Origin of the sequence: Enterobacter chuandaensis (assembly GCF_003594915.1) — a bacterium.
Taxonomy (GTDB): domain Bacteria; phylum Pseudomonadota; class Gammaproteobacteria; order Enterobacterales; family Enterobacteriaceae; genus Enterobacter; species Enterobacter chuandaensis.
The window spans coordinates 309,323-323,981 of the sequence record NZ_QZCS01000003.1; the positions used below are offsets into that span (position 1 = coordinate 309,323).

Consider the following 14,659-nt stretch of genomic DNA (forward strand, 5'->3'; position numbering starts at 1 on the left):
CCTTTTACGTTTTTCACCCTCTCCCACGGGGAGAGGGGCGGGGTGAGGGCATCAGGCCGCACACCCGTTCGGGATCAATCCTTATCCGTTGCGCTCAGCGTTACGGAGGAGAGATAGTTCAGCAGAGCAATATCGTTGTCCACGCCCAGCTTCATCATTGCTGATTTCTTCTGGCTGCTGATGGTTTTAATACTGCGGTTCAGTTTCTTGGCAATCTCGGTCACCAGGAAACCTTCGGCGAACAGGCGCAGAACTTCACTCTCTTTCGGGGACAGGCGTTTGTCACCGTAGCCACCCGCGCTGATTTTTTCCAGCAGGCGAGAGACGCTCTCAGGCGTGAACTTTTTGCCTTTCTGCAGCGCAGCGAGCGCTTTTGGCAGGTCGGTCGGTGCGCCCTGTTTCAGCACAATCCCTTCGATGTCCAGATCCAGCACGGCGCTCAGAATTGCCGGGTTGTTGTTCATGGTCAGAACAATGATCGAAATGTCAGGGAAGTGACGTTTAATATATTTGATGAGCGTAATCCCATCACCGTATTTGTCCCCAGGCATGGAGAGATCGGTAATGAGCACGTGTGCATCAAGCTTTGGGAGGTTATTGATCAGTGCTGTAGAGTCTTCAAATTCACCGACTACATTCACCCACTCGATCTGTTCAAGCGATTTGCGAATACCGAACAGTACAATCGGATGGTCATCGGCAATAATTACGTTCATATTGTTCATGTATAAGGCTACCTTGCTACAGCAAGCTTTTGACGTAGGCGTCAATGTCGCTGATGTATTTTTCAATGCCAGAGGCATCTTTCTCACGAATTAGATGTTCCAGCGTTTCACATAACTGCTTGCCGGGAACCAGATTAAGCATGGCAAACACCCCTTTAAGCCGGTGTGCTGTCTGCGCCAGCGCTGCAAAATCATTCGCAGCGGACTCAGTATACAACCGCTTAACATCATCTGGTACTGTATCAACAAAGAGTGAATAGTATCCGCTGGCGTGAAGCTCGGCATTTTCATTGCCGCCTAACGGGGATTCCGTTATCTCTTCCTGCGCCAGCTGCTCTTCTATTAGTTGTAGTACAGCTTCCTGCATCGCATTGCTTATATTAAAGTTGACGCGCAGCTGGCCAGGGCCGATTTTCCGCACGCCTGACTCATCATCGCTTAAAAGCAAGCCGGAGGCAGTAAGATTAGACGGATTATCAGTTAAAAACAGATCAAATTCTTGACTTGCCAGCCTTTCATCCGGCGTGATGCAGGCCGCGCCCCAGTTTTCGAGCTGACGAACCACAATATTGCGGATCTCGTTTGAGGTCACATCCACCATCACCACGACATCATCCAGCAGGCGTTCTTCATCTTCTTCCTGCGGATTGGCGGCCATTTTCACGTGCAGAGAGTAACGGGTGCCGAGCGATTCACGGGCCTTAATATTCAGATGGCCGCCGAGCTTGCGCGCCAGCTGATCGCACAGCCAGAAGGTCAGAGCATTGGCCTTGCCGTAATGATCGCTCTGCGTGTCGTTCAGGAACGGGAAGTGGAGGTTATCAATTTCACTTGTCGTCACGCCTTCCCCGGTGTCCAGAATGCGGAACGTCAGGCGATCTTCCGCCGACTCGTCGGTGCTCACTTCAAGGGTGATCTTGCCGATCTGCGTGGTGGTTACGGCGTACTGAATAATCATCAGCAAAATGCGGCGCAGCGCCTCGCGATCACCGTGGCGTTCGTCATTGGCCGGTAAATGGTTGTTGATCAGCAGCTGCAGCCCTTTACGCTTTATCACCGGCAGGACTTCCGGAACCACTTCATCGATCAGATCCTGAATGGAGAAGAGAGAAGGGGTACCTTTCCAGAAATCATTCTCCAGCATGTTTGCCAGCTGGATCTCATCCACCATGCGGACCAGCGAGTCGGCCTGGCAGGCAAGCTGGTGGCTTTCAGAGGTGTTTAACGCCGCCGCCTGGGTCGCCAGCGTTTTTAACGGCTGCTTGAAAGCATCGCCGATATTCTGCATGAATGCCGCGCGCCCCTGCTGGTTCTTCTCATACAGCCTTTGCGCCTGCTTGAGCTTCTTATTGACCAGCACCTCGCGATCCTGATCGCGGATAATGAAGATTTGCGTGCGTGGCGCTACCTGGCTGCGGAACTGACGGATCTCGTACAGTTCATTGTTAATGGTGGCCTGAATAACCCCCTGGTGCTGATCCGCCATGGTGGTGATGTTCTGTAGGTTAAGGTGCGGCAGCAGGTGGTCAGCAATTTTATTGCTCATCACCGTCCGATTTGCTTCCTGATCGTGAACTAACACCCCAAGCGGCAGCACGGAAACAATCTCTTCATTGAGCGCGCGTAATACGCGCAACTCATTGGTGTTGCCCGCGGAGACCGCAGAGGCATCGCTCTGGCGCCCAGGCTGGAAACGGAAGGTGCTGTAGCCAAACAGCGCCAGCGCCAGCAGGCCAATATTCAGCAGCAGAGGCAGCAGAATATTTTGCAGGGTGTCGAGCAGCAGCGTACCAAACGGAACCTGCCACACCAGACGCATGCCGGTTGAGTTCAGCGACGAGGCAATTTCAATTTTTGAGCCGTTAAAGGAGATTGTGACGCTCTCTGCGGCCTCTTTATCAGACGCCGCACGCATGTTCTGGGTGCTGCTGTCCGGCTCCAGGCGGAAGCTGTCGAGCGGCATATCCGGCGGGATCAAATCATTAATGGGTAGATCGAAGGCCACGACCGTCGCCAGATGTCCCGGCTGGTTAAAGGTGGTACGCAGGGTAAAATAGTGACCATTTTGCCAGGCCAGCCGGCGCAGCGATGAGAAGCTTTCACGTTCATCAAGGGCGTTGGCCTGCTGCAACATCTCTGCCCGGCGGGAGTCGACAATGCTGCCCACGGTGGTCTCTTTAAATCCGGAAGAGAGATCTTTCAACGGCAGCGTTGAGATCAGGATCATGCTGTTGTCCTGACCGTTCAGATAGTACATCGACCACGGCACCGTTTCGGCGCCCCAGAGGGTATCCAGATAAGTCGAAATACGCTGCGTCATCTCGAGGGTCGCGCTGTCGTGGGAGCCAAAGATTAGCGCCTCAGTTTTACGCTGCGGTTTTTCAAGATAGTAAACATCCTGCTTAAGCCGCGTCTCCTGAAGCCCATCTCCGGATGAGCTTGCAGGCGCAGCCGCAATGTTGTCGTAAATCTGCCAGGTGGCGTAGCGCCAGGTATCAATGCGCTTGTGGACGGCGTGGGTTATATCCACCACCTGATAGCTCTTATCCTTCAGCCAGGCGTTAACCGCGCTCTGTACCATCACGCCCATTGTGACTAACAGCACAACGATCAACAGAAGAAAGAAACGGGTGATGCTCCCGGGGAGGAGGGAGAATTTGCTCGGGGCGGTAGTTTCAGTCTGACTCATTGATATCTTTAACCCGTTATGGTCGTGCTCTGTGGCGATAGGGCAGTATAAAGGGTAATAACTGAATTTCCAGCGCCTCTGTCCTGGAAAGAAGCGACTTTTTCGATAAGCCGTACGAGAGAGGCGGAACGCGCTAAAGGTGTACAAATCCACGATGCGTGTACAAATAATCAGGGCTTCCTGTCAGTAAATAGCACGAATTAACAAGAAATTAAGTTTTGAGTGAATTTCGTCATAATGACGAGGCGTGGCGGCGAATTTAGTTAATAGTCGTTACAATTACGTGGTGGTAGCACAAAAAAAAGAAAAGTTACGTAAAGAAGGGTAAAAAAAAACCGAATGCGATGCATCCGGTTGAATTAGGGATAAACAGACATTCAAAGCTGAATGACGGTAATAAATAAAGTTAATGATGATAGCGAGAGTTATTTTAGAGATTGGGCGCGATCTTGTTTTGTCATTCAGTGCGGTAAAGGTTTTTATTTTAACTTATTGATATGTATGCGGTAATTTTTCTTTTTGATTATAAGTGCTAAATTTCTAAGCTATTTGTGCTTTGTAAAAGTTCCTTGATATTTACAATTTGAAACATGTTGGTGGGTAAATGAAACATCTTCAAAGTTTTCGTATCATATTCGCATTGGATTATTCTGCAATTTTGCGGAGAATGAAATTGCCGACTGGTTAATGAGGGTTAACCAGTAAGCAGTGGCAATTATAAGGCATATAACAGAGGGTTAATAAAATGAAAGTTAAAGTTCTGTCCCTCCTGGTACCAGCACTCCTGGTAGCAGGCGCAGCAAATGCGGCTGAAATTTACAACAAAGATGGCAACAAATTAGATCTGTACGGCAAAGTAGATGGTCTGCACTATTTCTCTGACGACAAGAGTGCCGACGGCGACCAGACTTACATGCGTCTTGGCTTCAAAGGCGAAACTCAGGTTAACGATCAGCTGACCGGTTACGGCCAGTGGGAATACCAGATTCAGGGTAATACGACTGAAAGCGACAACCAGTCCTGGACGCGTGTGGCGTTTGCCGGTCTGAAATTCGCTGAAGCAGGCTCTTTCGATTACGGTCGTAACTACGGTGTGATCTACGACGTAACCTCCTGGACTGACGTTCTGCCAGAATTTGGCGGTGATACCTATGGTTCAGATAACTTCCTGCAGTCTCGTGCTAACGGCGTGGCGACCTACCGTAACCAGGACTTCTTTGGTCTGGTGGATGGCCTGAACTTTGCTCTGCAGTATCAGGGTAAAAACGGCAGCGTAAGCGGCGAGAACGTCGGTGGACGTAGCCTGCTGAAACAGAACGGCGACGGCTACGGTGCATCCGTAACCTATAACCTGGGCGAAGGTTTCAGCGTGGGTGGTGCGATGTCCTCCTCCAAACGTACCGCTGACCAGAACGCACCGGGCGTTTACGGTAACGGCGATCACGCAGAAGTCTATTCTGGCGGCCTGAAATACGACGCCAACAACATCTACCTGGCAGCGCAGTACTCTCAGACCTACAACGCAACCCGCTTCGGTACCTCTAACGGCGACAGCCCGACTACCGCTTACGGTTTTGCTAACAAAGCGCAGAACTTCGAAGTGGTTGCTCAGTACCAGTTCGACTTCGGCCTGCGTCCATCCGTGGCTTACCTGCAGTCCAAAGGGAAAGACATCGAAGGTTACGGCGATCAGGATCTGCTGAAATATGTTGATGTAGGCGCGACTTACTACTTCAACAAAAACATGTCCACCTACGTGGATTACAAAATCAACCTGGTTGATGAAAATGAGTTCACCCGTCAGGCCGGTATCGGTACTGATGATATCGTCGCGCTGGGCCTGGTTTACCAGTTCTAATCGCGTCATCGTGTGACTTAAGGGGCCTGATGGCCCCATTTTTGTGTCTTTCTGGTTCTCACAATGCCACCGTTTTGGTGTACTCTTGCCGCCCTGGCATGAGGATAATAATGAATGGACATGACTTTTTTACGCGCCAGCTTTCTGGCTATGCTGTTTTTCCTGACCGCGTGTGATGATTCCGCGCCCGTGGTGAAAACCGATGCACCCGCCGCGACGGTGCTCGAAGGCAAAACGATGGGCACCTTCTGGCGCGTCAGCGTGATGAACCTGGATAAAACCCGCGCCGAAGAGCTTCGCGGCAAAATCCAGGCTCAGCTGGATGCCGACGACCAGCTGCTCTCAACCTATAAAAATGACTCGGCGCTGATGCGCTTTAATCTCTCCACCAGTACCTCCCTGTGGCCGGTGAGCGAAGCGATGGCTGATATTGTTACCGAGTCAATGCGCGTGGGATATAAAACCAACGGCGCGATGGACGTGACCGTCGGACCGCTGGTGAACCTGTGGGGATTTGGCCCGAACAAACAGCCGGATACCACCCCCGATCAGGCGGCCATTGATGATGCCCGCGCCCGGACAGGATTAAAGCATCTGACGGTGATCAACCAGTACGGCCAGCAGTATCTGCAGAAAGACATCCCCGATCTGTTTGTCGATCTGTCAACGGTAGGCGAAGGTTACGCAGCGGATCACCTTGCGGCGCTGATGACGCAGGAAGGGATATCGCGCTACCTGGTCTCCGTGGGCGGCGCGTTAGTCAGCCGGGGCATGAACGCCACTGGCAAACCGTGGCGCGTAGCGATTCAAAAACCGACCGATCGGCAAAATGCCGTTCAGGCCATCGTGGATATCAACGGGCACGGCATCAGTACGTCCGGCAGCTACCGTAACTATTACGAACTCGACGGGAAACGCGTTTCGCACGTGATTGACCCTCAGACCGGGCGTCCCATCACGCATAATCTGGTCTCGGTGACGGTGATAGCCCCCACCGCGCTGGAAGCGGATGCCTGGGATACCGGATTAATGGTGCTCGGCCCGGAAAAAGCCAAAGAGGTGGTTCGTCAGGAAGGGCTGGCGGTTTATATGATCACCAAAGAGGGCGACGGGTTTAAAACCTGGAGCTCGCCGCAGTTCAACAGCTTCCTGGTAAGCGACAAAAATTAAAAAGCAAGGTTGCGGGTTTTTTATCGCTGGCGCTCAGGCAGGCTAAAGGTATGCTTGTAAGAGGAGCTGATGATGAAAAATCCAACCTTCATGACCGATGAGGATCGCTGGCAGGCCGTGCTGGCCCGCGATCCGCGCGCTGACGACCGGTTTGTCTTTGCCGTGCAGACGACGGGGATCGTGTGTCGCCCGTCCTGCCGTGCCCGTCACGCCCTGCGTAAAAATGTCTGCTTTTATCCTAATGTCCAGCATGCCATTCAGGCCGGATTTCGCCCGTGCAAGCGCTGTATGCCGGACCAACGCGATCCGCAGCAGCAGAAGCTGGCGAAAGTGGAGCACGCCTGTCGCCTTCTGGAGCAGGATCCCACGCTCACGCTGGAAGGTCTGGCGCAGCAGGTCGCCATGAGTCCTTTCCATTTCCACCGGCTGTTTAAGTCCGTCACCGGGATGACGCCAAAAGCCTGGCAGCAGGCGGCGCGGGGGCAGCGTCTGCGTACGGCGCTTGCGCAGGGGAACAAAATTACCGATGCCGTGCTGGCGGCAGGTTTTCCCGACAGCAGCACCTATTACCGCAAGGCCAACGACGCGCTGGGGATGACGGCGAAACAGTACCGCAAAGGTGAGGTATCGGTGCAGTACGCCATTGACGACTGTTCGTTAGGACGCTGTCTGGTCGCTGAAAGCGAGCGGGGGATTTGCGCGATACTGCTGGGTGACAACGATGCAGAATTAGCCGAAGAGCTGGCGACGCTGTTTCCAAACGCGGAATGTGCTCCACGGGAAGATGCCTTTGCGCAGCGTATCCGTCAGGTCATTGCCAGTATTGATAACCACGCGGTGCCGCTGGCGCTGCCGCTGGATATACGCGGCACCGCGTTCCAGGAGCGGGTCTGGCAGGCTCTTCGTGACATCCCCTGCGGGGAAACGGCCAGCTATCAGCAGGTGGCGCAGGCGATTGGCCAGCCCAACGCGGTGCGTGCCGTCGCCGGTGCCTGCGCGGCAAACAGGCTGGCGATTGTAATCCCCTGTCATCGCGTGGTTCGCAACGACGGCGCGCTGTCGGGTTACCGATGGGGGGCGGCGCGAAAAGCGCAATTACTGAAACGTGAGGCGAAACGCCGGGAGGAATAATGCTCGATCTTTTTGCGGATGCCGAACCCTGGCAGGAGCCGCTTGCGCCGGGAGCGGTGATCCTGCGCCGCTTTGCACTCTCCCGCGCGGCGGCGCTGATTGCCGGTATCGACGAGGTGACGGCCGTTTCACCGTTTCGCCATATGGTGATGCCGGGCGGCTACACCATGTCTGTTGCCATGGCTAACTGCGGGGAGTTAGGTTGGGCCACGAACGAGCGGGGCTATCTCTATGCCCCGGTCGATCCCTCCACTGGCCAGCCGTGGCCACCGATGCCTGCGGTTTTCCAGGCTCTCTGCCACGAGGCTGCCGTTGCAGCAGATTACCCTGACTTCCGGCCGGATGCCTGTCTGATTAACCGCTACGCCGTCGGCGCGAAGCTCTCGCTGCATCAGGACAAAGATGAACCCGATCTGCGCGCGCCCATCGTCTCGGTATCGTTGGGTCTGCCCGCCGTCTTCCAGTTTGGCGGTTTACGCCGCAACGATCCGCTCAGGCGCATTATGCTGGAGCATGGCGACGTGGTGGTGTGGGGCAGGGAATCACGGCTGTTTTATCACGGAATTCAGCCCCTCAAGCCCGGTGTGCATCCCCTCACGGGCGAGTACCGTTTTAATCTGACTTTCCGTCAGGCGGGGTTGAGCAAACAAAAATAAGAATTATTCTTGATGTCCGCGCAGGGCAGTTTACACTGCTGGCTGATTTTTATTGTCCGGATTGCCTGCATGCAACTACTTCTTCTTGTCTGGCGTCAGTACCGCTGGCCCTTCATCGCCGTGATGGCGTTAAGCCTCGCCAGCGCCGCGCTGGGTATTGGTCTGATCGCATTTATTAACGTGCGGCTGATTGAAATGGTCGACACCTCACTCTCGGTTCTGCCGGAGTTTCTCGGCCTGCTGCTGCTGCTGATGGCGGTCACGCTGGGTTCCCAGCTGGCGCTGACCGCGCTCGGCCACCATTTCGTTTTTCGCCTGCGCAGCGAATTCATTAAGCGGATCCTCGACACGCAGGTTGAGCGCGTGGAGCAGCTCGGCAGCGCTTCCCTGCTGGCGGGGCTGACCAGCGACGTGCGTGCGATTACTATCGCGTTTGTCCGCCTGCCGGAGCTGGTGCAGGGGATCATCCTGACCTTTGGCTCGGCGGCCTATCTCGCCTGGCTTTCGACAAAAATGCTGGCGGTGACCGCGGTGTGGATTGCCATCACCATCTGGGGCGGTTTCGTGCTGGTGTCGCGCGTCTATAAACACATGGCGGTTCTGCGCGAAACAGAAGATAAGCTCTATAACGATTACCAGACGGTGCTGGAAGGGCGCAAAGAGCTGACCCTCAACCGCGAGCGTGCCGAGCATATCTTCAATAACCTCTATATCCCGGACGCGCGCGACTACCGGCACCACATTATTCGCGCCGATACCTTCCACCTGAGCGCGGTGAACTGGTCCAACATTATGATGCTGGGCGCCATTGGCCTGGTGTTCTGGATGGCGAACAGCCTGGGCTGGGCCGACACTAACGTGGCGGCGACCTACTCGCTGACGCTGCTGTTCCTGCGTACGCCGCTGCTCTCGGCCGTCGGCGCATTGCCTACGTTACTCAGCGCGCAGGTAGCGTTTAACAAGCTTAAGAAGTTCGACCTGGCACCATTTAAGGCTGAATTCCCGCGCCCGCAGGCGTTCCCCAACTGGCAGACGCTGGAGCTGCGCGACGTAACGTTCCGCTATCAGGACAACGCCTTCTCCGTGGGGCCGGTCAATCTGACCATTCACCGGGGAGAACTGCTGTTCCTCATCGGCGGCAACGGCAGCGGTAAATCTACACTGGCGATGTTGCTCACCGGACTCTATCAGCCGCAGTCGGGCGAGATCCTGCTGGACGGCAAGGCGCTGAGCGCGGAGAAACCCGAGGATTATCGCAAGCTTTTCTCTGCGGTATTTACCGATGTCTGGCTGTTTGACCAGCTGTTGGGGCCGGAAGGGCAGCAGGCCAATCCGGCGCTGGTGGAAAAATGGCTTGCGCAGCTGCAGATGGCGCACAAGCTGGAGCTTCAGGACGGCAAAATCCTGAACCTCAGGCTCTCCAAAGGCCAGAAGAAGCGCGTGGCGCTGCTGCTGGCGCTGGCGGAAGAGCGTGACATCATCCTGCTGGATGAGTGGGCGGCCGACCAGGATCCGCATTTCCGCCGCGAGTTTTATCAGGTGCTGCTGCCGCTGATGCAGGAGATGGGCAAAACCATTTTCGCCATCAGCCACGACGATCATTACTTCATACATGCTGACCGCCTGCTGGAGATGCGCGACGGCAGGCTGAGCGAGCTGACCGGCGAAGAGCGCGATGCGGCATCGCGTGATGCGGTGGCGCGTACGGCCTGATGCCCTCACCCTAACCCTCTCCCACAGGGAGAGGGGATAGATCGTGGCTGTAATGACGTTTTTTTCTCCACCTCGGCCCGTTGTTTATTCTTATTTACATATCCCCGCGCTATGCTTAATGCCAACTTATTTCATGGATTTATGATTAATGTCGGTATTAAAGAAAAACAGCGCCAGGCAGCGTGACCAGGAGCGTGCGCGACTCATCTGGCTTCTCACGACTGATAAAGCGGTCACCTCTACGCTATTAGGCAAACTGACCCTGGCTGAGCAATATGATGTCGGCACCTTAGCCGACGATATTGCTGAGGTAGGTGCGCTGGTTGCTCATTTACCCCCGCCGGATCTGGCGGATACCCTGGAAGCACTTCCCTCGGAAGAGCGTCACGCCCTGTGGCGCCTGGTGCAGGATCACGAGCGTGGCCAGGTCCTGCTTGAGGCGTCGGAAAACGTCTGGGATGACCTGATCGACGAGATGAGCGACCGGGATATTCTCGACGCGGTGCAAACCCTGGATATCGACGAGCAGATTTATCTGGTTCAGCATCTGCCGCGAAACCTGACCGGTCGCCTGCTGGCGTCACTGCCTGCCGATGAACGCGCGCGCGTGCGTCAGGTGATGCACTACGAGAAAAATAGCGTCGGCGCGATCATGGAGTTCGGCGTTATCACGGTACGTCCTGACGTCACGCTCGGCACCGTGCAGCGCTACCTGCGCCGCCTGGGCAGAATGCCGGATAACACCGATAAACTGTTTGTCACCTCGCGGGACAAAACCCTGCTCGGCGAGCTGGAGTTGAAAACCATCCTGCTCAACAGCACCCAGCGGAAGGTGAGCGAGGTGATGGAAAACGAGCCGATGGTCTTCTCCCCGGAAGACGATGCGGAAAAAGCGGCGCGTACCTTCGAGCGTGATGACCTGGTGAGCGCGGCGGTCGTTGATTCCGTCGGCAAGCTGATGGGCCGTCTGACCATCGATGAGATCGTCGACGTGGTCTATGAAGAGACCGATAACGACCTGCGCGCACTCGGCGGGATTAGCGCGGAAGATGATGTCCACGCGTCTGTGGGCAAGGCGGTGAAAACGCGCTGGGCCTGGCTGGCTATCAACCTGTGTACCGCCTTTATTGCCTCCCGCGTGATTGACGGTTTCGAACACACCATTTCGCAGCTGGTGGCGCTGGCCTCGCTGATGCCGATTGTGGCCGGAATTGGCGGTAACACCGGAAACCAGACCATCACCATGATCGTTCGCGCGCTGGCGCTGGAAAACATTCAGCCCGGTAATTTCGCCTTTCTGATCTTCAGGGAAATGGGGGTGGCGCTGATCAACGGCCTGGTATGGGGCGGCATTATGGGCGGCATCACCTGGTGGCTGTATGACGATATGGCTTTAGGCGGCGTGATGATGCTGGCGATGGTGCTGAATTTACTGGTGGCATCAATGATGGGCGTCATTATCCCGCTGACGATGACCAAACTGGGGCGCGACCCCGCTGTGGGGTCGAGCGTGATGATTACCGCCATCACCGATACCGGCGGTTTCTTTATTTTTCTTGGGCTGGCAACGATTTTTCTGCTTTAAGCCGACGCTTAATGCGGGCGGGAAGCAGGGCCATGACGATAATCCCGCCCAGCACGCCAATGGCCAGGTTGCCGGTTGATACCGTGGCGGCTACCGTCACCAGCATCACCACCGTTTCGGCAATCGGGGCTTTTTTTATCGTGGCGGGCTGAAGACTGTGCCAGCTGAAGGTTTTGATGGCGACAATCGCCATAATCCCCGCCAGCACCGCCATTGGAATTTTTGCCATCACTTCGCTGAGCGCCGTCACCAGGATCAGCAGCACAATGCCCGCCGCAAGGGTTGAAACGCGGCTTCGTCCTTTCCCCATCTCCACGTTGACGATGGTTTGTCCGATCATCGCGCAGCCCGCAATACCGCCATAAAAACCGGCCAGAATATTGCCGACGCCCAGCCCGATGCTCTCACGGCGTTTGCTCGATGGCGTTACGGTCAACTCATCCACCAGCTTTGCCGTCAGCAGGGACTCCAGCAGGCCGACGAAGGCGATACTCAAAGCGCACGGCCAGATAATGCTCAGCGTTTGCAAGTTAAGCGGCACCAGCAGCTCGGTAAGCCCCGGCAAACCACCGCTCATGGAGCCTTCATCACCCACGGTCGGCAGGATTTGACCGGTTGAAACGGTAAACAAGGTAAGCACAACAATCGCAATCAGTGGGGAAGGGATGCTTTTGATATAGCGCGGTACCCACAGCACGATCAGCAGCGTCAGCACGAACAGACCGACAATCAGCGGGCTTCGGCTCCAGAAATGCGGCACCTGAGCGAAGAAGATCAAAATGCCCAGGGCGTTAACAAATCCGGTCATCACCGACTGGGGAATAAAGCGCATCAGTCTTGCCATGCCCAGCACGCCAAACAGAATCTGAATCACGCCAGCCATTAGTACGGCGGGAAGAATGTACTGTACCCCGTGCTGATGCACCATCGGGCCAATCACCAGCGCCACGGAACCGGCCGCTGCCGTGACCATCGCCGGACGACCGCCCAGCACGGACAGAGCCAGGCACAGCACCACGGAGGCGATCAGGCTGACCTTCGGGTCAACGCCCGCCACCACGGAAAATGAGATGACTTCGGGGATCAGCGCCAGAGCGGTAATCACCCCCGCCAGCGTTTCACGCGTCAGTTGTTTAGGGGAACGCAATACGCTGGCTACACGGTCTTCAGGGGAAACAGCAGAATGGGATAATGACATAACAGTTCGCTGGTTAGGGCAAGCTTCCGTGCGCGCGATCACAAAGTGCAGCATAGTAGCCATAAATTCCCCGTATTGCCAGTTGCGCGCCGCAATCCCCTACAAACAATCCATCATTAAATTTCACAATTACAATAATTTCGTAACCTTTAAACAATATTTAAAAGTTGTTACCGTGCCCACGCAGCTTGTTTCACCTGCACTTTCCACGCATCAAGCACTTTTACACTAAGGCATAAATTATGAAAAAAATGACTGCCATGCTCTTTTCTCTGGCCGTCGGGCTCAACGCCGTCTCAATGGCAGCGAAAGCAGACGCACCAAAAGAGCAGGAAACGGACGTCCTTTTAATTGGTGGCGGCATCATGAGCGCCACGCTGGGAACCTATCTGCAAGAACTGCAGCCGGACTGGTCCATGACCATGGTCGAGCGCCTCGATGGCGTGGCGCAGGAGAGTTCGAACGGCTGGAACAACGCCGGTACCGGACATTCGGCACTCATGGAACTGAACTATACGCCGCAGAAAAAGGACGGTTCCATTAGTATCGAGAAGGCGGTAGAGATCAACGAAGCGTTCCAGATTTCTCGCCAGTTCTGGTCTCACCAGGTTAACAGCGGCGTGATGCACGATCCGCACTCCTTTATTAACACCGTGCCACACATGAGCTTTGTGTGGGGTGAGCAGAACGTTAACTTCCTGCGCGCGCGTTACGCTGCATTGCAGCAGAGCACGCTGTTCCGCGGCATGAAATATTCCGAAGACCACGCGCAGATCAAAGAGTGGGCACCGCTGGTCATGGAAGGTCGTGACCCGAACCAGAAAGTGGCGGCGACCCGTACCGAAATTGGTACCGACGTGAACTACGGCGAAATCACCCGTCAGTTGGTTGCATCCCTGAAGAAGAAAGAGAACTTCAATCTGCAGCTCAGCACCGAAGTGCGCGGCTTTAAGCGCAACGCGGATAACAGCTGGAGCGTGACCGTTGCCGATCTGAAAAACAACGAAGCTGAGCACGTCATCAAGGCGAAGTTTGTCTTTATCGGTGCGGGCGGCGCGGCGCTGAAGCTGCTGCAGGAGTCCGGTATTCCTGAAGCTGACGACTACGCGGGCTTCCCGGTCGGCGGCCAGTTCCTGGTGTCCGAGAACCCGGAAGTGGTGAATCGCCATCTGGCGAAAGTGTACGGTCAGGCTTCCGTGGGCGCGCCACCGATGTCCGTTCCGCACATCGACACCCGTATGCTTGACGGTAAACGCGTGGTGCTGTTCGGACCGTTCGCGACCTTCTCAACCAAGTTCCTGAAAAACGGCTCCCTGTGGGATCTGCTGAGCGCGACTACTACCTCTAACGTCAAACCGATGATGGACGTGGGTCTGGATAACTTCGATCTGGTGAAATACCTGATTAGCCAGGTGATGCTTTCTGATGAAGAACGCTTCGAGGCGCTGAAAGAGTACTATCCGCAGGCGAAGAAAGAAGACTGGCGTCTGTGGCAGGCGGGTCAGCGCGTGCAGATCATCAAGCGCGATCCGAAAGAGGGTGGTGTGCTGCGTCTGGGTACCGAAGTGGTGAGCGATAAAGATGGCACGATTGCCGCGCTGCTGGGTGCGTCACCGGGTGCATCTACCGCTGCGCCAATCATGCTGCACCTGATGGAAAAAGTGTTTAAAGACAAAGTCGCCAGCCCTGAATGGCAGGCGAAGCTGAAAACCATTATTCCATCCTACGGCACAAAGCTGAACGGTAACGTGGATGCGACGGAACAAGAGCTGGAATATACCAGCCGCGTACTGCAACTGCAGTATGTGAAGCCGCAGGCTGCGGATGCTGCGCCAAAAGCGGAGCTGAAGCCTCAGCCGGAAAACAAACCGGTTGCGGATATCGCGCTGTAAGGTAAAAGCAAAACGGTAACATCTGTTACCGTTTTTAGTGTT

General features: G+C 55.2%; 10 protein-coding genes. 7 read left to right on the plus strand and 3 right to left on the minus strand.

The genetic code is table 11. The annotated features are described in order from the left end of the window. Positions 1–74 precede the first annotated feature (74 nt). Both rcsB and rcsD read right to left on the minus strand, forming a co-directional pair. On the minus strand, positions 75–725 hold the full coding sequence (rcsB, locus tag D5066_RS07080; protein ID WP_003859405.1) for a response regulator transcription factor RcsB: 651 nt from the start codon (positions 723–725) through the stop codon (positions 75–77). Positions 726–741: 16 nt separating this feature from the next. Further along, complete coding sequence (rcsD, locus tag D5066_RS07085; protein WP_119915458.1) at positions 742–3,414, minus strand: phosphotransferase RcsD; 2,673 nt, start codon at positions 3,412–3,414, stop codon at positions 742–744. A gap of 745 nt (positions 3,415–4,159) precedes the next feature. Here rcsD and D5066_RS07090 point away from each other — a divergent pair. From D5066_RS07090 to mgtE, 6 genes are all read left to right on the plus strand, one after another. Next, positions 4,160–5,272, plus strand: coding sequence for a porin OmpC (locus tag D5066_RS07090; protein ID WP_080328581.1), 1,113 nt, complete (start codon positions 4,160–4,162; stop codon positions 5,270–5,272). A gap of 114 nt (positions 5,273–5,386) precedes the next feature. After that, the gene (gene apbE, locus D5066_RS07095; protein ID WP_119915459.1) at positions 5,387–6,442 is read left to right on the plus strand and encodes an FAD:protein FMN transferase ApbE; all 1,056 of its coding nucleotides are present in this window, start codon (positions 5,387–5,389) and stop codon (positions 6,440–6,442) included. A gap of 72 nt (positions 6,443–6,514) precedes the next feature. After that, positions 6,515–7,573, plus strand: coding sequence for a bifunctional DNA-binding transcriptional regulator/O6-methylguanine-DNA methyltransferase Ada (gene ada, locus D5066_RS07100; RefSeq protein WP_119915460.1), 1,059 nt, complete (start codon positions 6,515–6,517; stop codon positions 7,571–7,573). Continuing rightward, the gene (alkB, locus tag D5066_RS07105; RefSeq protein ID WP_119915461.1) at positions 7,573–8,229 is read left to right on the plus strand and encodes a DNA oxidative demethylase AlkB; all 657 of its coding nucleotides are present in this window, start codon (positions 7,573–7,575) and stop codon (positions 8,227–8,229) included. The genes ada and alkB overlap by 1 nt, the downstream gene beginning before the upstream one ends. 69 nt (positions 8,230–8,298) lie before the next feature. Further along, complete coding sequence (locus tag D5066_RS07110; RefSeq protein ID WP_119915518.1) at positions 8,299–9,942, plus strand: multidrug ABC transporter permease/ATP-binding protein; 1,644 nt, start codon at positions 8,299–8,301, stop codon at positions 9,940–9,942. A 148-nt stretch (positions 9,943–10,090) separates the two neighbouring features. Beyond that, positions 10,091–11,527 carry a magnesium transporter gene (gene mgtE, locus D5066_RS07115; protein ID WP_080328585.1) on the plus strand — a complete coding sequence of 479 codons (1,437 nt, stop codon included), beginning with the start codon at positions 10,091–10,093 and terminating at the stop codon, positions 11,525–11,527. Here the strand turns inward: mgtE and D5066_RS07120 are convergent. Further along, positions 11,490–12,779: a SulP family inorganic anion transporter gene (locus D5066_RS07120; RefSeq protein ID WP_119915519.1), complete on the minus strand. Its 1,290-nt coding sequence runs from the start codon at positions 12,777–12,779 to the stop codon at positions 11,490–11,492. The two genes, mgtE and D5066_RS07120, sit on opposite strands and share 38 nt — an antisense overlap. A 188-nt stretch (positions 12,780–12,967) precedes the next feature. Between D5066_RS07120 and mqo the strand changes: the two genes are divergently transcribed. Next, positions 12,968–14,617, plus strand: coding sequence for a malate dehydrogenase (quinone) (gene mqo / locus D5066_RS07125; protein ID WP_119915462.1), 1,650 nt, complete (start codon positions 12,968–12,970; stop codon positions 14,615–14,617). Positions 14,618–14,659 lie beyond the last annotated feature (42 nt).